30 protein-coding genes and 1 other RNA gene are annotated in these 24992 nt (G+C 33.6%); 21 read left to right on the top strand and 10 right to left on the bottom strand.

Annotation, left to right across the window (positions count from 1 at the left end):
• Positions 1–14 precede the first annotated feature (14 nt).
• The 4 genes from QW060_RS06850 to QW060_RS06835 are packed head-to-tail and all read left to right on the top strand — an operon-like array spanning position 15 to position 4531.
• On the top strand, positions 15–575 hold the full coding sequence (locus tag QW060_RS06850; RefSeq protein WP_290362900.1) for a K(+)-transporting ATPase subunit C: 561 nt from the start codon (positions 15–17) through the stop codon (positions 573–575).
• Positions 576–1652, top strand: a complete 1077-nt coding sequence (locus QW060_RS06845) for a porin (RefSeq protein WP_290362899.1) — start codon at positions 576–578, stop codon at positions 1650–1652.
• Entirely contained in the window at positions 1652–2776 is a 1125-nt protein-coding gene (locus tag QW060_RS06840) for a universal stress protein (RefSeq protein ID WP_290362898.1), read from the top strand. Before QW060_RS06845 ends, QW060_RS06840 begins: the two co-directional genes overlap by 1 nt.
• A gap of 12 nt (positions 2777–2788) precedes the next feature.
• A complete protein-coding gene (locus tag QW060_RS06835; RefSeq protein WP_290362897.1) occupies positions 2789–4531 on the top strand; it encodes an ATP-binding protein in 1743 nt (580 codons plus the stop codon).
• Between the two features lie 225 nt (positions 4532–4756).
• On the opposite strand, the gene QW060_RS06830 is transcribed toward QW060_RS06835, so the two are convergent.
• Together QW060_RS06830 and QW060_RS06825 are read right to left on the bottom strand one after the other, a co-directional pair.
• Positions 4757–5020, bottom strand: a complete 264-nt coding sequence (locus QW060_RS06830) for a hypothetical protein (RefSeq protein WP_290362896.1) — start codon at positions 5018–5020, stop codon at positions 4757–4759.
• A 388-nt stretch (positions 5021–5408) separates the two neighbouring features.
• Positions 5409–6215: a hypothetical protein gene (locus tag QW060_RS06825; RefSeq protein WP_290362895.1), complete on the bottom strand. Its 807-nt coding sequence runs from the start codon at positions 6213–6215 to the stop codon at positions 5409–5411.
• Between the two features lie 457 nt (positions 6216–6672).
• Here QW060_RS06825 and QW060_RS06820 point away from each other — a divergent pair, with 457 nt between their 5' ends.
• The 3 genes from QW060_RS06820 to QW060_RS06810 all read left to right on the top strand — a co-directional run bounded on the left by QW060_RS06820 (position 6673) and on the right by QW060_RS06810 (position 9336).
• Positions 6673–7011 (top strand): hypothetical protein, encoded by a 339-nt coding sequence (locus tag QW060_RS06820; RefSeq protein ID WP_290362894.1) that lies wholly within the window; start codon positions 6673–6675, stop codon positions 7009–7011.
• Between the two features lie 548 nt (positions 7012–7559).
• Positions 7560–8555 carry a UDP-3-O-(3-hydroxymyristoyl)glucosamine N-acyltransferase gene (lpxD, locus tag QW060_RS06815; protein WP_290362893.1) on the top strand — a complete coding sequence of 332 codons (996 nt, stop codon included), beginning with the start codon at positions 7560–7562 and terminating at the stop codon, positions 8553–8555.
• A gap of 196 nt (positions 8556–8751) precedes the next feature.
• On the top strand, positions 8752–9336 hold the full coding sequence (locus QW060_RS06810) for a hypothetical protein (RefSeq protein ID WP_290362892.1): 585 nt from the start codon (positions 8752–8754) through the stop codon (positions 9334–9336).
• A 12-nt stretch (positions 9337–9348) separates the two neighbouring features.
• Here QW060_RS06810 and QW060_RS06805 read toward each other — a convergent pair whose 3' ends face one another.
• Entirely contained in the window at positions 9349–9714 is a 366-nt protein-coding gene (locus QW060_RS06805; RefSeq protein WP_290362891.1) for a winged helix-turn-helix transcriptional regulator, read from the bottom strand.
• Between the two features lie 81 nt (positions 9715–9795).
• Between QW060_RS06805 and QW060_RS06800 the strand changes: the two genes are divergently transcribed.
• The 4 genes from QW060_RS06800 to QW060_RS06785 are packed head-to-tail and all read left to right on the top strand — an operon-like array spanning position 9796 to position 12752.
• The gene (locus QW060_RS06800; protein WP_290362890.1) at positions 9796–10671 is read left to right on the top strand and encodes an NmrA family NAD(P)-binding protein; all 876 of its coding nucleotides are present in this window, start codon (positions 9796–9798) and stop codon (positions 10669–10671) included.
• Positions 10643–10828 (top strand): hypothetical protein, encoded by a 186-nt coding sequence (locus QW060_RS06795; RefSeq protein ID WP_290362889.1) that lies wholly within the window; start codon positions 10643–10645, stop codon positions 10826–10828. Before QW060_RS06800 ends, QW060_RS06795 begins: the two co-directional genes overlap by 29 nt.
• Before the next feature lie 12 nt (positions 10829–10840).
• Positions 10841–12055 (top strand): DUF763 domain-containing protein, encoded by a 1215-nt coding sequence (locus QW060_RS06790; RefSeq protein ID WP_290362888.1) that lies wholly within the window; start codon positions 10841–10843, stop codon positions 12053–12055.
• On the top strand, positions 12045–12752 hold the full coding sequence (locus tag QW060_RS06785; protein WP_290362887.1) for an endonuclease V: 708 nt from the start codon (positions 12045–12047) through the stop codon (positions 12750–12752). The genes QW060_RS06790 and QW060_RS06785 overlap by 11 nt, the downstream gene beginning before the upstream one ends.
• Positions 12753–12836: 84 nt before the next feature.
• Here QW060_RS06785 and QW060_RS06780 read toward each other — a convergent pair whose 3' ends face one another.
• On the bottom strand, positions 12837–12986 hold the full coding sequence (locus QW060_RS06780; protein ID WP_290362886.1) for a hypothetical protein: 150 nt from the start codon (positions 12984–12986) through the stop codon (positions 12837–12839).
• Positions 12987–13004: 18 nt separating this feature from the next.
• On the opposite strand from QW060_RS06780, the gene QW060_RS06775 reads away from it, so the two are divergent.
• The 6 genes from QW060_RS06775 to ssrA all read left to right on the top strand — a co-directional run bounded on the left by QW060_RS06775 (position 13005) and on the right by ssrA (position 18691).
• On the top strand, positions 13005–13361 hold the full coding sequence (locus QW060_RS06775; protein ID WP_290362885.1) for a hypothetical protein: 357 nt from the start codon (positions 13005–13007) through the stop codon (positions 13359–13361).
• Positions 13362–13372: 11 nt separating this feature from the next.
• The gene (locus tag QW060_RS06770) at positions 13373–13660 is read left to right on the top strand and encodes a DUF3817 domain-containing protein (protein ID WP_290362884.1); all 288 of its coding nucleotides are present in this window, start codon (positions 13373–13375) and stop codon (positions 13658–13660) included.
• A gap of 90 nt (positions 13661–13750) precedes the next feature.
• The gene (locus tag QW060_RS06765) at positions 13751–15013 is read left to right on the top strand and encodes an OmpA family protein (RefSeq protein ID WP_290362883.1); all 1263 of its coding nucleotides are present in this window, start codon (positions 13751–13753) and stop codon (positions 15011–15013) included.
• A gap of 74 nt (positions 15014–15087) precedes the next feature.
• The gene (uvrB, locus tag QW060_RS06760; protein ID WP_290362882.1) at positions 15088–17091 is read left to right on the top strand and encodes an excinuclease ABC subunit UvrB; all 2004 of its coding nucleotides are present in this window, start codon (positions 15088–15090) and stop codon (positions 17089–17091) included.
• Between the two features lie 195 nt (positions 17092–17286).
• Positions 17287–18213 carry a DUF4421 family protein gene (locus QW060_RS06755; protein WP_290362881.1) on the top strand — a complete coding sequence of 309 codons (927 nt, stop codon included), beginning with the start codon at positions 17287–17289 and terminating at the stop codon, positions 18211–18213.
• Positions 18214–18290: 77 nt separating this feature from the next.
• Positions 18291–18691: a transfer-messenger RNA gene (gene ssrA, locus QW060_RS06750) on the top strand.
• Positions 18692–18852: 161 nt separating this feature from the next.
• On the opposite strand, the gene QW060_RS06745 is transcribed toward ssrA, so the two are convergent.
• The 6 genes from QW060_RS06745 to QW060_RS06720 all read right to left on the bottom strand — a co-directional run bounded on the left by QW060_RS06745 (position 18853) and on the right by QW060_RS06720 (position 22498).
• Positions 18853–19197 (bottom strand): YciI family protein, encoded by a 345-nt coding sequence (locus QW060_RS06745; RefSeq protein WP_290362880.1) that lies wholly within the window; start codon positions 19195–19197, stop codon positions 18853–18855.
• Positions 19198–19269: 72 nt separating this feature from the next.
• Positions 19270–20097, bottom strand: coding sequence for a sigma-70 family RNA polymerase sigma factor (locus QW060_RS06740; protein ID WP_290362879.1), 828 nt, complete (start codon positions 20095–20097; stop codon positions 19270–19272).
• A gap of 86 nt (positions 20098–20183) precedes the next feature.
• Positions 20184–20534, bottom strand: a complete 351-nt coding sequence (locus QW060_RS06735; RefSeq protein ID WP_317623168.1) for a DoxX family protein — start codon at positions 20532–20534, stop codon at positions 20184–20186.
• Positions 20535–20687: 153 nt separating this feature from the next.
• Positions 20688–21254, bottom strand: a complete 567-nt coding sequence (locus QW060_RS06730; RefSeq protein WP_290362877.1) for a Crp/Fnr family transcriptional regulator — start codon at positions 21252–21254, stop codon at positions 20688–20690.
• 84 nt (positions 21255–21338) lie between these two features.
• Complete coding sequence (locus tag QW060_RS06725) at positions 21339–22076, bottom strand: DUF3667 domain-containing protein (protein ID WP_290362876.1); 738 nt, start codon at positions 22074–22076, stop codon at positions 21339–21341.
• A 77-nt stretch (positions 22077–22153) separates the two neighbouring features.
• Positions 22154–22498: a PKD domain-containing protein gene (locus tag QW060_RS06720; protein ID WP_290362875.1), complete on the bottom strand. Its 345-nt coding sequence runs from the start codon at positions 22496–22498 to the stop codon at positions 22154–22156.
• 446 nt (positions 22499–22944) lie between these two features.
• Here QW060_RS06720 and QW060_RS06715 point away from each other — a divergent pair, with 446 nt between their 5' ends.
• From QW060_RS06715 to QW060_RS06700, 4 genes are all read left to right on the top strand, one after another.
• Positions 22945–23079: a hypothetical protein gene (locus tag QW060_RS06715; protein WP_290362874.1), complete on the top strand. Its 135-nt coding sequence runs from the start codon at positions 22945–22947 to the stop codon at positions 23077–23079.
• A 326-nt stretch (positions 23080–23405) separates the two neighbouring features.
• The gene (locus QW060_RS06710; protein ID WP_290362873.1) at positions 23406–23585 is read left to right on the top strand and encodes a hypothetical protein; all 180 of its coding nucleotides are present in this window, start codon (positions 23406–23408) and stop codon (positions 23583–23585) included.
• 10 nt (positions 23586–23595) lie between these two features.
• Positions 23596–23961: a hypothetical protein gene (locus QW060_RS06705; RefSeq protein WP_290362872.1), complete on the top strand. Its 366-nt coding sequence runs from the start codon at positions 23596–23598 to the stop codon at positions 23959–23961.
• 280 nt (positions 23962–24241) lie between these two features.
• Positions 24242–24772 carry a hypothetical protein gene (locus QW060_RS06700; RefSeq protein ID WP_290362871.1) on the top strand — a complete coding sequence of 177 codons (531 nt, stop codon included), beginning with the start codon at positions 24242–24244 and terminating at the stop codon, positions 24770–24772.
• Positions 24773–24992: the final 220 nt, after the last annotated feature.

Raw genomic sequence — 24992 nt, 5'->3', positions numbered from 1 at the left:
TAAAAAAGTTACAAATGAAAAAACATATTTTACCGGCTATTAAGCTAACGGTTTTTAGTATTCTATTACTCTGCATAATCTATCCGATCATTGTTTGGGGTATAGCACAGTTCTCTTCCAATAAGGGAAAAGGAGAAGTGATTACGTTCAATAGTAAAATCTATTATGCCAATGTAGGACAGTCTTTTACAAAAGATCACTATTTCTGGTCACGCCCTTCCGCTGTAGATTATAATGCCGCAGGTTCCGGCGGTAGCAACAAAGCGGCGTCGAATAAAGAATATCTCAAACAGGTTCAGGCAAGAATTGATACATTTTTGGTACACAATCCGGGTATTTCGAAGTCTGAAATCCCGGTAGATTTGGTAACAGCAAGTGGTAGTGGTCTCGATCCGAATATTTCCGTACAGGCAGCAAAAATACAGGTAAAACGAATTGCTAAAATTCGTGGCATTGCTGAAGGAAATCTTCAGCAACTCATCCTTGCCAATACAGAAAAACCTTTGTTTGGATTATTTGGACCTGAAAAAATAAATGTTCTCAAATTAAATATCGCATTAGATAATTTAAAGTAAATGAAAAAAACAGTATTGGCGGTGCTGATTTTATTAAGTATAAAGAGCACTGGACAAACAGATAATGCAAAATCAGCCTTTTCTTTTAGCGGTTATTTAGAAACGTATTACACTTATGATTTCAGTAAGCCCGGTGACCATAATCGCCCAGAATTTATCTACTCACACAATAGGCATAATGAATTGAATGTAAATTTAGGTCTTGTAAAAGTATCCTATAACACAGATATAGTAAGAGCAAATTATGCCCTGGCTGTCGGTACTTATATGAATGCAAATTACGCAGCTGAGCAGGGCGTATTGAAAAATATATATGAAGCAAATGCCGGTGTAAAAATTTCCAGTAAAAAGAATTTGTGGATTGATGCCGGCTTTTTTCCTTCTCACATCGGTTTTGAAAGTGCGATAGGTATGGACAACTGGACACTCACGAGAGGCATATATGCGGAAAATTCACCTTATTTTGAAACAGGTGTAAAAATTTCTTACACAACTGATAATGATAAATGGTTTATCAGTGGTTTGGTTTTGAACGGATGGCAACGCATACAGCGTATGGACGGCAATAATACCATTGCATTCGGCCATCAACTGACCTGCAAGCCTAATTCAAAAATTACACTCAACAGCAGTTCATTCATAGGTAATGACAAACCCGATAGTACAAAGCAAATGCGATATTTCCACAACCTTTACGGTATTTTTCAAATCACGGAAAAATTTGCCCTTACAACAGGATTTGATATTGGAGCAGAACAAAAAAGTAGGGGAAGTAAGCGTTATAACACCTGGTGCACACCGGTTGTTATCGTGAAATATAGCCCAACCGAAAAACATAATGTGGCAATACGAACAGAGTATTATAACGACGAAAACGGTGTAATCATCGGTACAAATACACCGAATGGATTTAAAACCTGGGGATATTCTATAAATTATGACTACCAGATACGTAAAAATATCATGTGGCGTATTGAAGGAAGAGGGCTTTCCAGCAAGGACAAGGTTTTTACAGGAAACAATAAATCTGGTAATGACAATTTTTTCATCACAACATCATTAGCCATTGCACTCTGATGACAGAAAAAGACCAAACCGTACAACAGTTTCTGGACCTGATAAAAAAATCAAGGCGAGGCAAATTCAAAATTTACATAGGCATGAGTGCCGGTGTAGGCAAAACCTTTCGTATGTTACAGGAAGCACATTCGTTGTTGCAAAATGGTATCGACATAAAAATCGGATACATTGAAACACATGGCAGAAAAGAAACACAGGCTTTATTAGAAGGTACTCCCGTTATTCCAAGAAGAAAGCTGTTTTATAAAGGAAAAGAATTAGAAGAATTGGATGTTCAGGCAGTCATCAATTTACGTCCTGAAGTCGTGATAATAGATGAATTAGCCCATACCAATATTGAGGGCAGTAAAAATGAAAAACGCTGGCAGGACGTATTGGACATCCTGGATGCCGGCATCAATGTGATTAGTGCGGTAAACATTCAGCATATTGAAAGCCTTAATGAGGAAGTAAGACATATTACCGGTGTTGAGGTAAAAGAACGTATTCCTGATAGTGTCATCGCCCAGGCTGACGAGGTGGTCAATATAGACCTTACCGCTGATGAACTGATAACAAGATTAAAGGAGGGAAAAATATATGACCATACAAAAATCGAAACCGCATTAAACAACTTTTTCAAAAGTGAGCATATTCTGCAATTGCGGGAACTGGCGCTAAAAGAAGTGGCATCTCAGGTAGAACGTAAAGTAGAAAATGAAATTACCTTACCAGGTTCTTCCAGAAGAGAAAAATTTTTGGCGTGCATTAGTTCCAATGAAAAAACAGCACGGAATGTTATCCGCAAAACAGCTCGTTTGGCTAACTATTACAACAGCAAATGGTTTGTTCTGTATGTACAAACACCTAAAGAAAGTTCCGATAAAATAGCACTCGACAAACAGAGACATCTTATAAATAACTTTAAATTAGCAACAGAATTAGGAGCAGAAATCATAAAGGTAGAAAATAAAAATGCTTCCAGAGCGATTATTGAGCAGTGTGAGCAACGAAAAATAACCACCGTTTGTATAGGAAAGCCACATTTAAGTCTGTTGCATATCATTTTGGCGGGCAATGTTTTCAATGGTCTTTTAAAAAAGCTATCGACCAATAACATGGATCTGGTGATATTAAGTTAAAGAATTGAAGCGATGAAGGTAAAAACAAAATTAACGTTAGGTGTCGGGCTATTATTTGCTATGATAGCCCTACTTACCGTGTTGAGTGCAAATCAGATAAATAAACTGTCCAACGATGCAAAAAACATTCTGGCGGATAACTACAATACAGTAGATTATTGCCGTCAAATGCTGGATGCATTAAACAATGATATTTCAAATCCTGAACAACAAAAGAAATTCTGGGAAAGTCTGTCAAAACAAACGAAAACCATCACAGAAGTTGGCGAAAAGGAAATCACGGACAGCATAAAAGCCGATTTTGAGCAAATCATAAACAACCCCAATGATAGTTCTTTACACAAAACCATACAAAAAGACATTACCAGTGCCATGCTTCTGAATATGCAGGCTATACACCGAAAAAGTGATGTTGCTCAGGACACCGCTGAGAATGCCGTTTTTTGGATTGCCATTACAGGAACACTTTCTTTTATAATAGCATTCACACTTTTAATAAATCTGCCTTCAAACATTGCTAATCCTATCAGAGAACTAACGGAAAGCATCAAACAAATCGCTGCACAAAACTACTCCAGAAGAGTGCATTTTGAGCAGCACAATGAATTTGGAGAGTTAGCCCAATCATTTAATACCATGGCTGAAAAATTAGAAGAATATAGCAGCACCAGCCTGGCAAAGCTGATGATGGAAAAAAAACGTATTGAAACGCTCATCAATAATATGAGTGAACCGGTTATCGGTTTAGATGAAAATCAGACTATTTTGTTTATGAATAATGTTGCATTAAAGATAGCAGGGCTTCAGAAAGAAAATGTAATTGGCACACCCATTTATACAATTGCAGAACGCAACGACCTCATAAAAAACCTGATAAAAAATTTATCCGAAAATGAAACAACCAATAAAAAAACAAAATCTCTGCCGATAAAAATTTATGCCGACAGTAAAGAAAGCTATTTTGAGAAAGAAATTATTCCGATTAAGATTACCCCTACAGGCGAACAGACAGAAATGCATATTGGAGATGTCATCCTTTTACAAAATATTACCCCTTATAAAGAATTGGATTTTGCAAAAACCAACTTTATTGCCACAGTTTCCCACGAACTGAAAACGCCTATTTCATCGATAAAGATGAGCTTACAATTGCTGGAAAATAACCAAATAGGCGAATTAAATACAGAACAAAAAAGCCTTTTAGAAAGTATAACAGATGATACTTCACGATTACTGAAAATCACAGGAGAATTACTGAATATGACACAAGTGGAAAGCGGTATTATTCAGATAAGTGTTGTACCGTCTGATGTCAGAGAAATAGTAGAATATGCCGTAAATGCAACCAAAGCAGCAGCTGAACAAAAACAAATCAGCTTTGAAATAAGAACAGCAGATCACCTGCCTCAGGTGTTTGCCGATAACGAAAAAACGGCCTGGGTACTTACAAATCTGCTTTCCAATGCTATTCGGTATTCTTATGATAACTCAACGGTATATATTGACGTAACAGCAGCAGACAACAAAGTACACTTCTCCGTTACCGATACAGGACAAGGCATTTCCCCACAGTACCTTGACAAGATATTTGAACGCTATTTTCGCATACCGGGCACAAAGAAAGAAGGTACAGGACTGGGTTTGAGCATCAGCAAAGAATTTATACAGGCACAGGGTGGAGATATTGCTGTAAAAAGTGATTTAGGAGCGGGAAGTACATTTTCATTTTCTTTGAACAGTTTCCCAAAAAAGTAAGGCTTAACCGCGCAGGCAACAAAGCTGCAGCTTAGCTATATCAATTGTATCAAATTCCCTGACAACACATTACAAGAAAACATCATCAGGAAAATAGCCGAACAATACAAGGGATGGTAACGACAATTATGCACAAAATCGTTACTTAACTATTTTAATGATTTTTTATAAAAGCTTAGTATTAAATCCATATAGCCATCCCCTGAAAACTGTAAAACGAATAATTCAGAACTCTTTATCAATAATCTTCTTTTTCTTATTAAAATCCCGAACTTTAATACGTATAAATTTAAGAACCTGATCTTCATATTCTATAAAAATCTTTCGGAGATACAAAACATGACTTTCTTTATAATGCGCATAAACCATCTCACTGATTATAGTAGCTAATTGTAGTGATAAAAAGCCGGCTGATAATTTGTCTTTCAACATTTCCTCATGATGAAATTCCATTTTCGATGTAAGGATGAGATTTTCTTTATTTTTCATAGTAAATTATTAATTGGGTTAAAAATGTGGTCTCTATCTTAAATTTACAAAAATTCTTGCGTCTCTCAAACAATCATTTTGTAATATTTCCCCATACAATCAACACAATTTGATGTAGAAAAATGCAACAAAACGATGACCAAATAAACAGATAAAAAGAAAAAATCAATTTACTCAAAAACCATAAAGCATTAAAAAACAATTGATTAAATGTATTTTATAAAAAAATAATTCTGATGGTATTTTCTTTGCTTTATTTGTAATGCTAAGAAAAGGAAGTGATCGTTATAAGTGTTTCACTCAGAAAACAAAAAAGGAATCCGGTAATCGGATTCCTTTTGTTATATCTCGCATTTTACAGTGTTAATAAAATTATGAACTGATACTATTATTGTGATAAATCATTCTCTACTATTATGAGTATTGCATAATAAATTATTTCAAAATAATGCTTGCTTTCATTGATCTTAACATCCTCTGCTCTCTTTTTTAAAAAATGAATAAGCCCTTCATCATGAATGAGAATTTCTGGTAAATCGCTTTTTAAAAAGGATATTTTTTCCGAAATACTTACCTCTTTATTCTTTAGTCCTGAAAAATTCTTAGATAAAAACTTTGGTGTGATAATACGCTTGTCTAAAATTTCTCTTAAAATAATATAAGCCTTATTCACCGAACCACTTGCAAACAAATCGTGTGCTTGATTTAACTCCGTAAAAATTTCTCTTGTAATTTCTTTTACTTTATTTTGCTTAAAACGATTCATATCATCCAGAGAAGGATACTGACCTATTTTATACAGACTGCCCTCAATCACCTTAAATATAAAACTTATATTATGGGAACCATCTGACACATTCGGGCATTTAAAACTCTTGGATATATAATTCAATTTTTGCAATATGCTCAATAAAACATTTATTTTCTCACTTTCATCCTTATAATCATTTTCAAGCATCAGGAATTTGTATTCATAAAAAGATTCTTTATGTTCCTTATTGGCGATACTTGAAAAAAAAACTTTTTGATCACATGATTTACAATAACAATGCAGGGAAGGATTAAAAAAAAAGATGTCATCATTGTGATAGTAGAACAATAGATTCAACAAAGTATTGACACTTAAGTCATGTACTTTTATTTCTTCATAAAGGCGAGTGTTTAAAAATATTTTATCCAGACTAAGTGTATACATCAGTAATAAATAGTTTTATCAAACCTACGAAATTTCTTATTCATCAACGAAAAAAACAATTAATATCTACAGGATCATACCCTCCTCTCTTAATAAAGTAAAATATTTTTACTGATCAAAAATAATGTAGAATTATTGCATAATTTCACGACACTTTGTTGATTTTATAAGCAATTAATATGCCTTTTTTTCTCACTTATATATCTTATTACTGATTATAGGTTCTTAAACAATCTATCAACGTCCATGGCATCAAAATTGAATAGTTAGGGCTGAAAAAAAATAAGGTTATACAACTATCAGCATTTTTCAGCTGAGTAAATTTTATTTTTCTTACTAAGTTCTTTAATAAGCAAGTATATCAATAGTTTAATATTTATTCAGAATAAATTAATCCTGCTGAAAGTTTGATAAGTCATCGTTATATCTTAATTTCGTAGGGAAAAAAAACATTTTTATGGAGTTAAGAATCTACCCTTACAGAAGACCTTCCTATTTAAGGTCTAAATTAGAAAAATCTATTATGCATGAAGACAGCAATAAATGGATTTTTACAGAAAATGAAGTCAAAATTAATTATAAAATCAGACCCGTTTTCTCTCATATGGAAGAACAATTTAAAGACCTTGAATTTGTCTTTAAAATAAAAAAAGATGAAGAATCAACCAATTATTTATCTATGCATCTTACCAAAGAAAACGAAACGGATAAAAAGGAAACCATCATAGGGATGATGACTTCCTTTGTTTTAGGAAGTCATAAAGATCTGGTAAAATCCTTAGTTATTGTACCATAAAAAAAGCCCGTTTAAAAACGGGCTTTTTTTTTAAGAGCGTTACTCTTTTATTACCATTATATTCTGTATATACCTCCCCAATTTATAAATCACATACAACTTAGGATTTTGTGAAAATAGAAAAAGCCAGCAAGATGGAAGCTTACTGACTTTAAAAAATTACTCACGCGTAACATGAGTAATGCAAAATTACAATAATTATTGAAATAGTCTGGCATTTCTCAATTTTTATACTACCCGTCAACTCCTTTTATGAATTTCACATATAATTGCAGTCATATATTTAGTTACAGCTAAAAATATGTTAATAATATACTGACTATAAAATAATAAATTCTTATTTACGTTATCACATAGGTTACCAATCAGAAATGAACTCTTTTTTTTGAAAAAATATCTTACAAAAGATAAAATTCTCAGATATTTCTGCTTCTATAAAGGTTAATTATTTGGATATCGATTATGAAAACACTTTATTTGATGCTGATTTTTAGTCCAGAGAATTAAATTCATAGTAAGACTGAAGGTTATAACACTAAAAATAATAAATGAAGTCATTCAACATTAATGAAATCAACGAAATACTGAATGGTATTTTAGAAGGTACTACAACTAATCTTATTACAGGACCTGAGCAGCTTGAAAAAGCAAAAAGCAATCACATTACATTTATCGGAAGTAAAAAATATGCCGATCTATGGGAAACCTCTGAAGCATCTGTTGCTATTATAAATGAAGGTATTGTTGCTGAACCTGGAGAGAACCGCGCACTGATACGTGTAAAAAATGCTGATCTGGCAATGGCAAAATTATTAGAGGTCTTTTCACCTCAGTCGCCGGTGCTTGAAGAAGAAATACATCCGACAGCGCATGTTGACAAAACTGCTAAAATTGGTGTAGGATGTAAAATCAGCGCAGGTGTATATGTTGGTAAAAACGTAGTATTAGGAGATCATGTTATTTTATACCCTAATGTGACCGTTTTAGATGACTGTACGATAGGAAAAAACAGTATTATCTGGTCAGGAACAGTCATTCGTGAGCGTTGTCATATCGGAAATGATTGTATTCTTCAACCCAATGTCACTATTGGTGCAGACGGTTTTGGATATCGTTTCTGTCCTGAAAAAGGAATGCTTATAAAAATACCTCAGATTGGGAATGTGGTAATTGGAAACGGAGTAGAAATCGGATCCGGATCCTGCATCGACAGAGGTAAATTCAGTTCTACCATATTAGGAGACGGAACTAAAATAGACAATCTGGTTCAAATCGGACATAACAGCGTTCTCGGTAAATTCTGTATAATGGCAGGAAATAGCGGACTCGCTGGCTCTGTAACTTTAGGCGATGGTGTTGTAATCGGCGGTAGTGCTTCTATTAAAGATCATGTAACTATTGGAGCCGGAGCTGTAGTGGGTGCCGGAGCAGGGGTAATGAGTGATATTGAAAGCGGAAAAAAAGTATTGGGATATCCCGCAGTAGAATCAAGAGAAGCTTTGAAACAATGGGCTGTACTCAGAAGATTGGTAAAGCAATCTTAAAAAAATAACCTTCAAAAACGCCTGTAAAAAACACAGGCGTTTTTTATATCATTTATTGTATCATTTCCTATAATCTTTTCCTTATATCTTCTTTAAAGATAAAAATGACGGATATTGGGGAGTTAATCAACTCTTTTTTTTCTTTTACTTTGTCATCCATCAGATAAGAACTTATAAATAACAAACAGTAAACAATATGAAACAAACATTAAAAACGATTTTAGGCAGCATCGTTTTCCTATATGCCTCTTTAACATTACACGCACAGGAATTAAAAGTAAAAGTCATGCAGAATCAAAAGGAAATAACTTCTGAAAAGAATGTATATATGCTTAACAAAGCTCCTTTTAGTTTTCAAATTCAGTCTATAGGCATTGAAGGCCTTTTGGTTGGGGCTACTCTTGATGAAGATCTGTATCGTTCCGCTCTTGGTGAAGGAGATCTGGAAATAACCTGGTTTGAAAACACGGGTATGGCTGAATCATCTTTCAATGATAAACAGCGTATGTTCATTAGTAACGATGCTCCAAGTTACTGGTACTACACTTCTAAAAAGGACCACAGATTTGACAAAACACCCACAGGAACATCTGAAAACTGGAATGCTGAAAGAACGATAAGTGTACTTGAGCTATTAGAAAGTGACGAACAGATTGCGTGTAAGAATATGGAAAGACCTCTGTATGTGATTTTCTACACAAATGTATATGATGAAGACTATAACATCACAGAAATCATCATACATTTTGATGCGGAAATCAAATGGAAAGCAACTGAATAATCCAGAAGAACTTTACTTTTCAAACACTCCTTTCATATCTTCAGTTGCCCATAGTGCCATTGCATCGATAATAGGATGCAAAGCACGACCAGAATTTGTGAGTCTGTAAGTTACAAAAGGAGGTACCACTGGTTTAGCCTCTCTGATGATGAGTTTATCTCCCTCAAGCTGTTTCAGATGCTGAATCAGCATTTTTTCCGTAATGGCAGGAATTGCCCGTTTCAATTCACTATATCTTTTATCACCTGTTGTCAAGTGATATAAAATGATGGGTTTCCAATAGCCTCCTATTTTTTCCATTACATAAGTAACCGGACATTCGGCCAAAGCATACCGCTTATTTTCCTGAATGGTAGATGATTCTTTAATCGCTGTCATAATACACACTTTAGGGTAAGTACTTGTATAAAAGTAAGTACAAAGATACCTTTGTAAAACAAATTATAAAAATAAATAATCATGAAATTTACAATTGTAGGATCTCTGGGAAATATAGGCAAACCACTTACCCAAAAACTCATCAGCGAAGGACACGAAGTTACTGTAATTACAAGCAGTATCGAGAGACAGACTGAAATTGAACAGTTAGGAGCTAATGCTGCCATAGGTTCAGTAAATGATGCTCAGTTTCTGGAAAAAACATTTAAAGGAGCGGATGCCGTCTTTTCGATGACTCCACCAAATATGGGAGGAAGTAACATTATTATCAATACCACAAATGCCGGAAAAGCACTGGCGTCAGCCATACAAAAATCAGGCATAAAAAGAGTAGTAATGCTGAGCAGTATTGGTGCTGACCTGCCAAATGGCACAGGTCCGATACAGGCATTGCATAATATAGAATCTGTTTTTAATGAATTGAAAGATGTCGCCATAACATATCTTCGTGCCGGATATTTCTATACTAATTTTTACGCTTCTGTTCCGATGATAAAAAATATGGGAATTTTAGGCGGAAATATGCAAAATACAACTCTGTTACCTTTAGTACACCCTACTGACATTGCAGTGGCGGTAGCAGAAGAATTACAAAAGATAGCCACAGAAAACAACATACGATATATCATAAGTGACATCAAAACACCTGAAGAGTTAGCAACGATAATCGGTAGTGCCATCAACAAACCTTTATTATGGACAAGTTTTACAGATGAGCAAAACCTGAATGGAATGTTACAGGCAGGAGTGCCTGTTGAAATATCTGAACTCTATACTGAAATGGGGAGGGCGCTGCGGAACGGAATCATTCAAAATGATTTTGTACTCTCCGGGAGTCCGGTTTACGGATCTGTTAAAGCAGAAGAATTTGCAAAAGAATTTGCAAATCAATTCTAATCTTTACCTTTCTCCTTATTATAAAAGGCAAGCGAATCGCTTGCCTTTCATATTTTTATACAGTACCTTAATAAATAAAATGCTCAAAGATACATCCTGTATCAATGTTTCACTCCTAACTTATTTACATCATGTTTTTATACCTGATTTTCACTAAATTTGTAAGACGATGAAACGATCCGGCACCGCAGATTTACCTTTACATTATGGCCATGTTCCCCTTTGGCTGGCGGAACGCATGGGTAAATTAGGTCTGGCAATTACAGAAGAAATCATAAGTCACAAAGGAAAAAATGAGTTTCTGAGCCGATTGAGCAATCCATTTTGGTTTCAGAGTTTAGGCGCAGTAATGGGTATGGACTGGCATTCTTCAGGTATCACGACGTCTGTAATGGGTGCCTTAAAAAGAAGTATTAATCCGCATGCTAAAGAATTTGGTATTTGCATCTGTGGTGGCAAAGGAAAACTTTCAAGGCAAACTCCTATGGAACTCATGCGATTTGCGGATCTTAACGGTTTAAATGCTGCAGAAATGGTTCGTTCCAGCAAGTTGACCGCTAAAGTGGACAATACTGCCATACAGGACGGTTTTCAGTTATATCAGCATAATTTTATTGTGAGCGATGAAGGTGAATGGACAGTCGTACAACAAGGTATGAGTGATGTCAATAACACTGCAAGACGTTATCACTGGCACTCAGAAGGATTTGATTCTTTTACTGAAGAACCTCATACTTTTATTTATGGACAAAATAAAGGACAAATTCTGAATCTTACAGATAAAGCAGCACGGCCACTCAAAGATGCTATGTTGCAGATCATATCAGAAGAACCTCAAAAAATAATTACTGAAATCAATCATCTGATACTGCCGGGTCATCATGAGGTAAAACCAGAAGATGTAAATCTGAAACGTTTAGGTACATTATTATGGTTGGCTCAGGATCAGCAGATAGAGCAGTTTGAAGAACTGTTGCTCTTACAGGGCGTTGGACCACGAACCTTACAATCTTTAGCATTAGTAAGTGAAGTCATCCATGGCAGCCCATCAAGATTTCAGGATCCTGCACGATTTTCATTTGCTCATGGTGGAAAAGACGGACACCCCTTCCCTGTCCCGGTTCATGTTTACGATGATACAATTGAGACATTGCAAAATGCTATACAAAGATCCAAAATGGGCAACTCTGATAAGCAGCAGGCCATCAAATCACTTTTCCAAATCAGCTCTCGTATGGAAGAAAATTTTACACCTAATAATAATTTTGAACAGGTAGTCGAAAAAGAGCGTTCAGAATCATGGAAATATGGAGGCAGAACCGTCTTTGGAAAGGCTAAGCCACCGGTTGCTTCCCAATTAAATCTTTTTGAAGATGGATTATAACGGTCTCAGCATATCAGAAGCAACGCAGATTCAAAATGAACTACGCCAGCATTTACGGTTTGATTACCCTGAAAATTTTCCCGTTCATACCATAGCTGGTGCAGATATATCTTATAACAGAAACAGCGAAATTCTTTATGCCGCAATCGTTTTACTGGATTATCCTTATATGACATTAAAAGCCTATGCACTTGTAACAGGCCATACCACCTTTCCGTATGTACCAGGCTATCTTGCTTTTCGTGAAGTACCAACTCTTCTAAAAGCCTGGGATCTGTTACCTGAAAAACCAGATGTTCTCATACTGGACGGACAAGGTATTTTACACCCGCGTCAGATGGGTATTGCCTCACATTTTGGAGTATTGACACAACAGGCAACTATTGGATGTGGAAAAAGTTCCCTGTTCGGAAAGTTTAATGAACCACAGCTTAGCAAAGGCAGTTCAGAATTTATTTATAACGGTATGGAACCCATTGGCTATATCTTACGCACTAAAGACAGAGTAAAACCCGTTTACATCTCACCGGGTTATGGTTTGTCACTCATCAAAACACTACAAATTATGAAACAAGCAACAGGAGCTTACCGAATACCGGAACCTACGCGGATAGCTCATGAAATTGTCAATGATTTCAGAATAGGTAAACTCAAAGCCGGATACCATATTATTCAAAATCCCCTTACTCTATTTTAATCCTTCTATTGAGCTTATTTATTTCAAGTCATTAATAATATCAATAACACTTCAATCTACAGATGACCATAAAAAGTGGCATATTTACCCACTTATGTAGACAAAATCAACTGAAAAGGAAATCAGAACAGTTGTATTGGCAGAATTATAAACCCAATAATAAAAGTAAAGAACCTCATAAAATTTATTAAAAACATTATGATAAGATTCATTAATACTATATTTTTGCACCATCTTTAAAATTTCAAGATTGTGGAAAATATAAATGCTAAAAAGTTAATTAAAGAAATTCAAAGTGAAGTAATTTCTAAAGGAATCGACAAATCATTAGTTGCTGATTTAAAAAAATTAAGAGAATTTGCTTTACTGGAAGAAAAGCCTGCAGTTGTTAAAGCGTTGAGATTAGTGTATGAGCATATCGAAAAAAACAACGATTTTTTAATTGAAATTCCAAATGATGAACCTATTGAGGAAGCTGAGGAACAATTACACGAAAAAACAACAGGGGCAGAAAGCTTGAACTATTTTCTTTCTTTATTATTAGACGTGGATAATAAGCACAATATAACGGATATAAAAGAATATAATCAAAAGTTAACGGATTTTTAAAGCCTTCTAAAATGCTGAAACTCTTTAAAATAATAGGATTCCTTGAAGGTGTATCCTATTTGGTTCTCTTCTTTAACATGCTTGTTATAAAAAATATCAGCATGGATTGGTATAAAATATTTTTATTTCCAATAGGTTTGGCACACGGTTTGCTGTTTATATCGTATATTGTTTTGGCAATTGTTCTTAAAATGGAACAGAACTGGAGTGTTAAAAAATTCGCATTAATTTGCTTAGCTTCAATCTTACCTTTTGGAACATTTTATTCTGAAAAACACTGGCTTCCAAAAGTTTTTTAAGAAATAAAGGCCGAAAATATTGTGAGATTAAAAATATGTATTAATTTTGCAGAGTAATTTTACCATTTAAATAAATTAAAAAAAAGAATTATGAAAAAAATAACATTACCTTTATTGGTAGCTTTATTTTCTTTAGGAAATGCTAACGCACAAGAAACTCAAGGTTACAACAAGTGGTCTATTGATGTTAATGGTGGTATTAACAAACCTTCAAGAGCATTAAGCCCAGGATCTTACGGTGAAACTTTCTTTGGTTTTTATCATGTAGATGCAGGTGTACGTTATATGTTTAACAATAAGTTTGGTCTTAAAGCTGATTTTGGATATGATTATTTCAAAAATGGGGAAGATTCAAACTATTTCAGAACAAAAAACTACAGAGCAAGTTTACAAGGGGTTGCTAACTTGGGACGTATCATGAACTTCGAAGAGTGGACTAAAGTATTAAACTTACAAGCGCATGCTGGTGGGGGGTATTCTTGGTTAGCTCCAGGTAAAGATGATGCTGGTTTCCAATATGATAACGACCAAATGGGTAACTTAATTGCTGGTTTAACAGGACAGTTAAAATTAGGTAAAAGAGTTGCTTTAAATGCAGATTTCTCTGTAATCCAAAATATCAGACAAAATAGAACGTTTGATGGTGCAGAATATGAAAACTCAACTGGATTTGGTGGACGTTACTTCAATGCTACATTAGGTTTCTCTTTCTACTTAGGTGGAAACGAAGAGCATGCTGACTGGGCATCTAACGAAGATATGCTTACAAACCGTATCGAAAGCTTAGAAGGAAGAGTTACTGACATCGAAAACAAATTGGTTGACTCTGACGGAGACGGTGTGCCAGATTATTTAGATTTAGAACCAAATACTCCAGCTGGAAACATGGTGGATATCAAAGGTAGATCTATTGATAAAAACAAAAACGGTATTCCAGATTCATACGAAGCATATTTTGCTGAAAACTATGGAAAAGGTGGAGATCAGGTGTTGACTCAATCAGATTCTAATACTGCAAGAAACTTAATCAACGATGGTTATGTAGCAATCTACTTTGATTTTGATAAATCTCAACCAAAAAACTCTGATGCTATCAACTTCATGGTTACTTACTTAAGAAGTAATCCTAACGCAACTGTTACAGTTAACGGATTTGCAGATTCAGTTGGTAATGCAAACTACAACCAAAGATTGTCTGAAAGACGTGCTAAAAACGTAGCAAAAGTTTTAGAACAAGCTGGTGTTGCAAGTTCAAGAATCAAAACTTCTGCTCAGGGAGAAGATACTACTCTTGACGGAGCTAACAAAAATGTATCTAAATTTGCAAGAAGAGTTACTTTCAAAGTTAACTAATCTCGTAAATAACGAATATGTAAAAGCGAAAGGAAATTCCTTTCGCTTTTTTTCATTTTACAATTTTTTATATTATGAGTTTTAAAGTTATTTCTGATTATAAACCAACAGGAGATCAACCAAACGCTATCAAAGAGTTAATAGCCGGATTGGAAAGTGATGTTCAGTTTCAAACCTTGTTAGGAGTAACAGGTTCAGGAAAAACATTTACAATTGCCAATGTAATCGAAGGCATTCAGCGGCCTACTCTTGTACTTGCCCATAATAAAACACTGGCTGCACAGTTGTATTCTGAATTCAAACAGTTTTTTCCAAACAATGCAGTAGAATATTTTGTTTCCTACTATGATTACTATCAACCGGAAGCATACCTTCCCGTGAGTGGTACTTATATAGAAAAAGATCTGTCTATAAATGATGAACTTGAAAAGATGCGTCTCAGTACAACCTCCGCCCTGCTCTCTGGACGCAGAGATGTGTTGGTTGTCGCTTCAGTTTCTTGTTTATATGGTATTGGAAATCCGGTAGAGTTTAAAAAAAATGTAGTCAGTATAGAACAAAATCAAACATTGTCACGTACCAAATTCCTGCATCAGTTAGTACAGAGTTTATATGCCCGTACTGAAGGAGAATTTACACATGGAAATTTTAGAATAAAGGGTGATGTTGTAGAAGTTTTTCCAAGTTATGCAGACCAACCCTTTAGAATACACTTTTTTGGAGATGAAATTGAAGAAATAGAAACTTTTGATCTTATAACCCAGAAAGTCATTGAACGCTATCCCAGATTAAATATTTACCCGGCCAACATGTTTGTGACGTCTCCGGATGTTTTGCAGAATGCAATTTGGGAAATTCAACAAGATTTGGTAAAACAGGTAGATTATTTTAAATCCATAGGAAAACATCTTGAAGCGAAAAGACTGGAAGAACGTACTAATTTCGATCTTGAAATGATACGGGAATTGGGATATTGTTCGGGAATAGAAAATTACTCCAGATATCTCGACAACCGTCTTCCCGGAACACGACCTTTCTGTTTGCTTGATTATTTTCCAGATGATTTTTTAATGGTAATTGATGAAAGTCACGTAACTGTTTCTCAAGTACACGCCATGTATGGAGGCGACCGTTCAAGAAAAGAAAATCTGGTAGAATACGGATTTCGTTTACCAGCCGCAATGGATAACAGACCTCTTAAATTTGAAGAATTTGAAAGTCTGCTGAATCAAACCATATTTGTTTCTGCAACTCCGGCAGATTATGAACTACAGAAATCGGAAGGTATATATGTAGAACAGGTAATACGGCCAACTGGATTATTAGACCCAACCATTGAAATACGACCTACTGCCAATCAGATCGATGATCTCATTGAAGAAATCCATCAGCGAATTGAAGTAGATGAACGCATATTGGTCACAACTTTAACCAAAAGAATGGCAGAAGAACTGGCAAAATATCTTACCCGTGTCGGAATTCGCTGCCGTTATATACACTCTGATGTAGATACATTAGAACGCGTAGAGATAATGCAGGATTTAAGAAAAGGATTATTTGATGTACTCATTGGAGTCAACCTGCTCAGAGAAGGTCTGGATTTACCTGAAGTATCACTGGTAGCAATTTTAGATGCAGACAAGGAAGGATTTTTGAGAAGCAACCGTTCTCTTACACAAACTGTCGGTAGAGCAGCAAGAAATATAAACGGTAAAGCTATTATGTATGCAGATAAAATAACCAACAGTATGCAAATGACTATCGATGAGACAAATTACCGCCGTTCAAAGCAGTTAGCTTACAATACTAAACATGGAATACAGCCAAAGGCACTTAATAAAAAAATTGAATCATCGCTGATTAAAAATACAAAGGATTATGACAGCGAATCCGAACATCAGCTTTCCAAAGTAGCAGAAGATATTACTTCCTATATTTCCGGTAATGATTTAGACAAACTCATCCGGGATAAAAGAAAAGAGATGGAAAAAGCGGCAAAGGATCTGGATTTTATGCAAGCAGCCAAACTCAGAGATGAAATAAAAAAATTGCAGGATAAAAAAAAGGATAACGAATAAGTTATCCTTTTTTTATAAGCATTCTTTTTGGTAGAAACACAAGTATTTGTGCGTATAAAATGTAAAAAATTGTTTATATTAGAGTATGCTTAGTACAAAAGAAGCATTCATCCGCAACAGATTATGCTGAAACATTCTATTCTTTTGTTTGTCCTCCTCTTTTTTTCTAAAATGTTGTCCCAAAAAACAGACAGCTTGACCGACAACACAAAAGATAATGCATATATAGCATATTATGAAGATGCCATCAAAGTACGATTGAACGTAAATAACAGCTTTAACTCTTTTTACATTAAAGACCCTAAAACTAATCTTGCTTTTCATCTGACACCTAACCAAAGAATCCGATCTACGCTAACCGCTATTTATAAATTTATTGAAATTGATATTGGATATACTCCGGAGTTTATTCGCTTTAATAAAGATAACCGTATAAAAGGAGAAAGTAAATTTTTCAATATGGGAACCACATTCTATTTTGGTTCATGGAGACAGCAGTTACAATACTCAAAAACAAAAGGGTTTTATGTAGATAAAAAAGAACTATCAACGAGTGAAAATATATTGTTTCCCGATTTTCAGGTCATTAAGATTGGAGGTACTACTTCGTATATTTTGAATAAAAACTTTTCATTTCGATCTATTTATATTCAAAGTGAATGGCAGATAAAAAGTACCGGAAGTTTTGTTCCGGGTATTAGCTACTACTATACCCGAATAAGAAATAGTCATCCCAGTGAAGACCGCATTGTTGATGTTGCTGCCGGACCAGCCTATTACTATAATTGGGTAATCAACAAATCTTTTTTAATCTCCGGCGGAGCCTATGTCGGACTTGGATACAACCAGACCAAAACAGTATACAAAGATGTTACACCTGCTGAAATGGTTGACGGTCTTTCACTCCAGACGCAGATCAGAGGAACATTAGCCTATAATTCCACTCGTTTTTATACAGGCATTACTGCCAGCCTTAATTCCGTTTATTATAAAACGGATCCTACGATACAGGTTCGTGATAATCAGCAATTTTATGAATTCTTCATAGGATATCGTTTTAATGCTCCTGATAAACTGAGGAAAATAACAGACAAATCTTTAAAATATATCAAGAAAAAGTAACAGTAATCACCAGTAAGAGGAAAAGTGTTTCGTTAATAATTCATATTTTTTTATTATCTTTGCATTCTATTTTTCAAGGGGCCGATCGGTTTTGACAGCGAGTGGAATTGAAAAGTAAGCACGTCGAGCGCTGATATACAGCTCGTAAATATCATGTATCGAACTTTTTTACACGGCGAAGATAACTACGCTTTAGCTGCTTAATTCCGAATAAAGTAAGAATGAGCCTTTGTCCTATCAGATAGGAGAGCTGAATTCCTCTAAAAAGCCTTGATTTATGGCGTTTTGTAAAGAGGAACCGTAAAAATAAATCTAGAAAAGTTAGTGCTTCGGATACTTTTTGAATCTCTTAGAAGCTACGTTTGGAGTGGTTGTTTTTGGCCTTGCTCCTTACCGACAATCTAAACAAAAAATAAGCGTGTAGAAAGCTCTTTGATTGCTTGTTTGGACCAGAGTTCGATTCTCTGCGGCTCCACACAATAAAAAACGCATGAATTGAATCAATTCATGCGTTTTTTATTTTTAATTTTCTGAAGACTTTTATTTTTTGCTATACCAAGCTAAACAAAACCTTACCACAGCTTTAATCCCAGGCTCAAAATATTTCTTTTGTAAGGCTTGATTTTTTATTGTCAAATGTTAATCCCTTTTCAAAACTTCTCTTACTTCAATGTTTCCTCCTACCTGATCAAAAATTGGATTCTTTTTTGCGATTTCTACAGCATCATCGATGGTATCCGTTTTTATCACAACATAACCGCTGATAAATTCTTCAATTTCGGTGTAGACGCCTTCAGTTACGCTATTATTGGGTTTAATTGTTTTAGCACTTCCTAAAGTTGGCAGTAAGGTATTGCCTTTGTCTACTAATTTGTTCTGTGAAATAATTTCTGTTAACCAATTCACACGTTGCTGCATTTGTTCAGGCGATGGTCTGAAATCAGAAATGTTTTTTAATCTGAAAATTAATACGAATTCTTTCATTGTCTAAAAATTTTAATTATTTCTCACAAGACAATTGCAAACCGCAGTATGTGACAAAAGTAAAAGGTAATTTTAAATTTTCATGAGTTTGTCCGGGTCAACAACAGAAAAAATGGCGGCGATTTTGCCATACGGATTAAGCTCAAATACCTGGCAGTTTATCAATATTGTACCTCTGTAAAAGAGCAATGCATATTGATGATTGATTTCTTCAATTTTTATTTCAAGATCTCTTTGATAGCATTCAAAAATATAGGTCATTAGTTTAACCGTATTGGCAATTCCAAATGTCAGTTCAGCGACAGCCTGTAATCTGCTTCCCGCATCTGCCAGAACCTTTATTTCGTCTGACAACAATTGCTCTAAAGTTTTGACATCACCTTTACGTATTGTTTCCACATATTTTTCTAAATATTTTCGGTCTTCTGCAGATGAAGTAGTGATTTCTGATTTCCGAAATTTCAGTTTCTTTTTGGCTCTTGTGAGCAACTGCCTTGAATTGTCAACGGTAATGGACAGTATTTCAGCTATTTCATTGTGATCATAATCGAATGCTTCCCTGAGAATAAATACGGCTCTTTCTTTTATATTCAATGTGTCAAGCAAAACCAGCATTGAATAGTTGAGTATTTCGTCTAATTCAATTTTGTTTTCACCGTGATTGGTAATTATTGGCTGTGGCAATGTGACTTTTTGCTGTCGTTCTCTGTCTTTTTTCTTCTTCAGATTAATTGCACCATTTATTACAGCTTTTATAAGATATGCATTTTGATTGGAAATCGAACGGACATCTTTTTCATTGTAACGTATCAAAACTTCCTGAATAATATCTTTACTATCGTCAATATTTCCCAAAATGTTGTATGCATAAGGAAATAGTATTTTATTTAATAGTTTCAAATCGTCCATTTTTAGATTTTAGAGTTAGACAATTTTTACGTTAATAGTGTGACAAATTCTTAAAGAAAACTTACTCATAAACTGCCTTATTTATAAATCGTTGAAAAATAGGTCCAAACAAGGAATACTATTTGTAACGGGATTCTAATCCATAAATAAGGTAATCCGTTTCCATCAAATGTAGCTTTTTGATAATCTATGTGCTTCATTGAAGCATAGATATTTGCAGGAAGGACTAATAATAGAAAGATTATAAGTAACCAACCAGTTAAAATCTGATAATTTGGTAAAAGGATTCCAATTGCCAAAATAATTTCAACAGCTCCTGTCAGGTAAACTATTGCTGTCTTCAATGGAATACAATCGGGTATCATTAAGGACATTCCTTTAGTAAACATAAAATGACCTATCGCAGTAAACAATAACATTGCAGACATTGCTATTCTACCTGATAAAGTCCATTCATAATTGCCACTTAATATTTTAATAATCAAAAATGTAACAGCAAATACAGTAAGTAAAATGATTAACGGTTTCATATTTTTTCTACAAAGGTCGTGTCTTGTTGCAGACAAAACAATGAACTCAAGTTAAGAAATACGTCTTCTTATTCTGCTTAATGCCTGTGGTGTAATACCGATGTATGAAGCAATATATTTTAATGGTATTTCTTTTATTAATTCTGGCTGTTCCGTAAACAAATTGAGATACCGCTGCTCTGCCGTTTCATTCAACAGAGAGAGTTCTCTTTGTGATTTTTTCAAAAAAAGCTCTTCACTTGCCTTTCGTCCTATAGCATTGCCTATTTTTGTTTGCCTATAAATCTCCTGTAAATCATCATAACTTAATTGCCAAAGCGTTGTTCTTTTTAACGCTTGTATATTATAGATCGACGGTTTTCTGGTTAAAAATGAATTATATCCACTTACAAAGCTGTTGCTAAAAGAAAATCCAAACGTAAGATCGTTTTCTTCTTTAGGAATGTAAGACCGTAGAATTCCTGATTCAATAAAGGATAGATTATTTTCAATTTGTCCGGCTTCTAAGAGGATATGTTTTTTTGGAAAATCCTGCTTTATAAGTTTACAAGAAAAAACCTGCCATTCATACTCCGTTAGCTTAAATGTTTTATCAAAATATTTTCGGATTTGTTCCATTTTTTCTTTTAAATATGTGATGTATCTCCTTCAAAAATATAAATATCTATTTGAGTAAAAAGCCGTTTAAAACATATTTATCTTCTACAACAACGCAATAGAGAAATAATTACTTATTACAATTATTAAAACCAGCAGAGTAAAAATACATATTATATAAATGAAATAAGCTAATAAGGTACTGCTCCATACAGTAAGTTTTTTTTTGTGATCAAAAAACTGAATATTTGTCCATAAAATTAAAGTAATATCTATGACAATCAATATATAATTTAAAAGTGTAATTAATTTAGGTGTTGATACAAACGCATAAAAAAGAGGTAAGAACAAAATGTGGACGAGTAATCTTTGTGTACTTTTAAAAGCTTCAAAAATTATTAGCTCTGAAAAATTGTATTTTTTAACACGAAAAGCAATTTTGGTTGCAAATGCAAAAACCGGTATTGTAAAAAACACATACCAGGAATAATATTTCATTATTCTTTCTAAATGTACAATTGATCCTTTATTATCAGAATTGATAAGAGTAACTCCAAGTAAATGATATAGCAATGCATATACAGTAGCTAAAATTATCGTTAGAGAAATAGGCCTGAAATGTCCTACCCTTTTCCCTGAAATATAGTTGCGGATTTCTACGCCGGGTTTTTTATACAGACGTTTTAAAGAATATCCAATTCCATTATCATAATGGAAGATACCGTGCTCAATGTCTTCCATAAGAAATGACGAATCAATTCTATGGGTCTTTGCCGACTGTCCACAAACATTACAATAATGACCGTTAAATATATTTTGACAATTTTTACAGAGCGTATTCATGGTATAGCTGATACAATATAGTAATGATGTAAAATAAACATCATTACCACATATAGTTTAGTTGTAATTTTTGATGACTAATCTATAATAACCACTTCTTTTACTTCAAATGTAGAGGATGGATTGGTAAGAGAAACTGATGCTCTGGCAGTATATGTATCAGATTGTGAATATGTATGAGAAGTAGTCACTCCATTAACTGTTTCTTTAATTCCATCACCGTAATCCCATACAATAGAATTTTTTAAAGTATATTCTCCATTATAAGAAACATTAAAATTTACTGTTTTCCCATTCTCAACCGAATGATGCACATTTACTAATAACGACTGTCCAAAACAATCAACAATATTTTCACTCAGATCACTACCACAACCGAATAGAAATATGAAAAAAAACATGGCAAACATTGGTTTTTTCATATATTTTAAATTAAATTAAAAAACTAAAACATAAAATTAACTAAAAATAAATTATATTTTTCAAAAAAACACTATTATTTAACAATGACTTAAGGTGTGGTTATTGTTATCAAATTATTAACCTAAAACAAAAAATCAATAACTTATGGACTTAGTATTATTTCGCTCAACTATTATTAAACGAAAGGTTGAATCCTTCCTAAAAGACTGTCTCCTGAGACAGAAGAATGGACTTGAAAACAGAATAATTGAAATTAAATCATTCTTTATTGAAAATGAACCTAATCTTTTTATTGATATACCGATATCAAATAATGGTTTCTTAATCTTAAAAAATATTGTCTTTTCTTCGGATTTGATGATAGAAAATACTAATGGAAAGCATAAAAGAAAAGGAAAATTTAAAAGTAAGGGCGAATTAGTCCTAAATTATAATTCAAATTGTAATGCATACGATATTAAGGAATACAATTTCGAAATTCATCATCTTGATAGGTAAAAGGGAAGTACTAAAAGAAGATATTTTCCACAAAAAGCACCAGATCGGGAAATTAAGAAACAATTTTATTGAGGCACTATAAAAGCAAAAAAGTCTTATACACACTATATGCATAATTTGGAATAATTCTATTTTTTGGTCTTAAATTTGCTTTTAATTTAGTGCTCATGAAAAAGAACTGACACCTCTTTAAGTGTTGGTAATTATTACAGGTAAAGGGAAACATAGGTATGTTTCCCTTTATTTTTTTTATGAATTATACCTATTTTTTGAAAAATATTGTAACTAAGCAATAATAGTTGCTGCATATAATTACAATAAAAAAAACATTTTTTACAAAAATATTAAACAAAATTTGTTTATAACTTTTTTTGTATCTAATTTTATTATGAATTATTTCATGAAGTTATGGATACAAATTTAAAATTCAGTCAGCATTACCAAGATGGTAATATGGCTATCAGAAAAGATGAGATTGTAGCCGTTGATTTGGCAGAGGATAAATACTATGCAAGTGTATTACTTCGGAGTGGTATTTGGATAAGGTTAAATAAAAGTTTTAATGAAGTAACAAGATTACTATATTAAAAAACAAACTATGAAAAAGCTATTTTTAATTCCACTCACTGTTTTAGCTCATATATGTATGGGGTGTTACAGTGATGATAATGATAATCCCCCCACTACGAAAGTAGTAGAGACTTCCTCTACACATGATACCGTAGCGGATGAAAATGGCAAATATGATAATACGTTTACTGCAAAGGTAAAAACAGATGCTACTTTTCCAATAGTTGGTCATGTATTGTTTACTATTGAAGATCATGATTTTATTGAATCAGATAAGGATACTATACTGTACCATCCAGAAGATTTATTTGAATTTACTGCAGAACTTGAATCTGATTATCCACTTACAGCGGATCATCTGGTAAAGGCTGTCTTTATTAGAAAAGTAAATTAATCAGTTTATTTATTTTTTTTAAAGCCGTTTTACTGTTATAAGTAAAACGGCTTTTTTATGCATTTCATAATAAAGTATTTTTGTATCAGAGTGTTATATAATTATTTCAATTAAATAAGAGAAATTAAATTATATTCCTATCTTTGTATCTATAGTAATGTTGTATGACTATAAAACACGTTTCAGATAATTTCACTTTGTACTCACTTTATCTGATCTAAACCTTGTGCTTGATAAGATTTAGCCTCCAACTTCAAAAAATTAATTTAATATAATCATTATGGTAAAGAAAATTCAATCTTTGTGTTTCGTAAGTATTCTCTTACTTTTAGTTTCCTGCCAATCTACAAGTCCAGAAAAATTTTTTGATCAGGCAATACTAAATACTAATCTGATCAGCCAGTTTGAACCCTATTCTTTTGGAAAAATGCTGGAAAAACATACTGTTGAGTATCCGGATAAGCCTTCAAGCAAAAAGAATGGTACCGAAGCACAACATATAGTGGAAAGTAAAATATTACATATAGAAAATGCTTTAGAAAAAGTCAAAGCACTGGACGCAAATGACGAAGAAAGAAAGCAAATAAAACAAAACTCTATTGAACTGTTTGAAGCAGCTTTAAGTGTTTATAAAAACGAGTACTTGCAATATGCAAAACTCTGCGATGAAAAATCCACTTCACCAGAAAAAGAAGCAATCTTAAAAAAAGTAGAAGAGTATGATTTACCAAAAATAGTGAAGTTAATGGATTCTTTACACGAAAAAGGAAAAGTGTTTGCTGCTAAACACAATATTAATGTCAACTGGTAATGACAGATATATGAATCATTTTTAATGAAATTATCATTTAAGTATAATATGATTAAATAGGAAATTCAATCGTATTGTGTAGTTCTCAGGGTAACTAATGCCCCATTAAAAATCAAACAAAACAAAGTAATATACTCACTATCAAAAAGTTAATTCACACATTAATTTTGGTATAAAATTTGTATTTAATGATAGTGCCTATAAAAAGAACTGACATCAC

It is taken from the genome of Paenimyroides ceti (genome assembly GCF_030409925.1).
The sequence above is the reverse complement of the archived record's forward strand: the minus strand, read 5'-3'. Positions and strand labels throughout refer to the sequence as shown.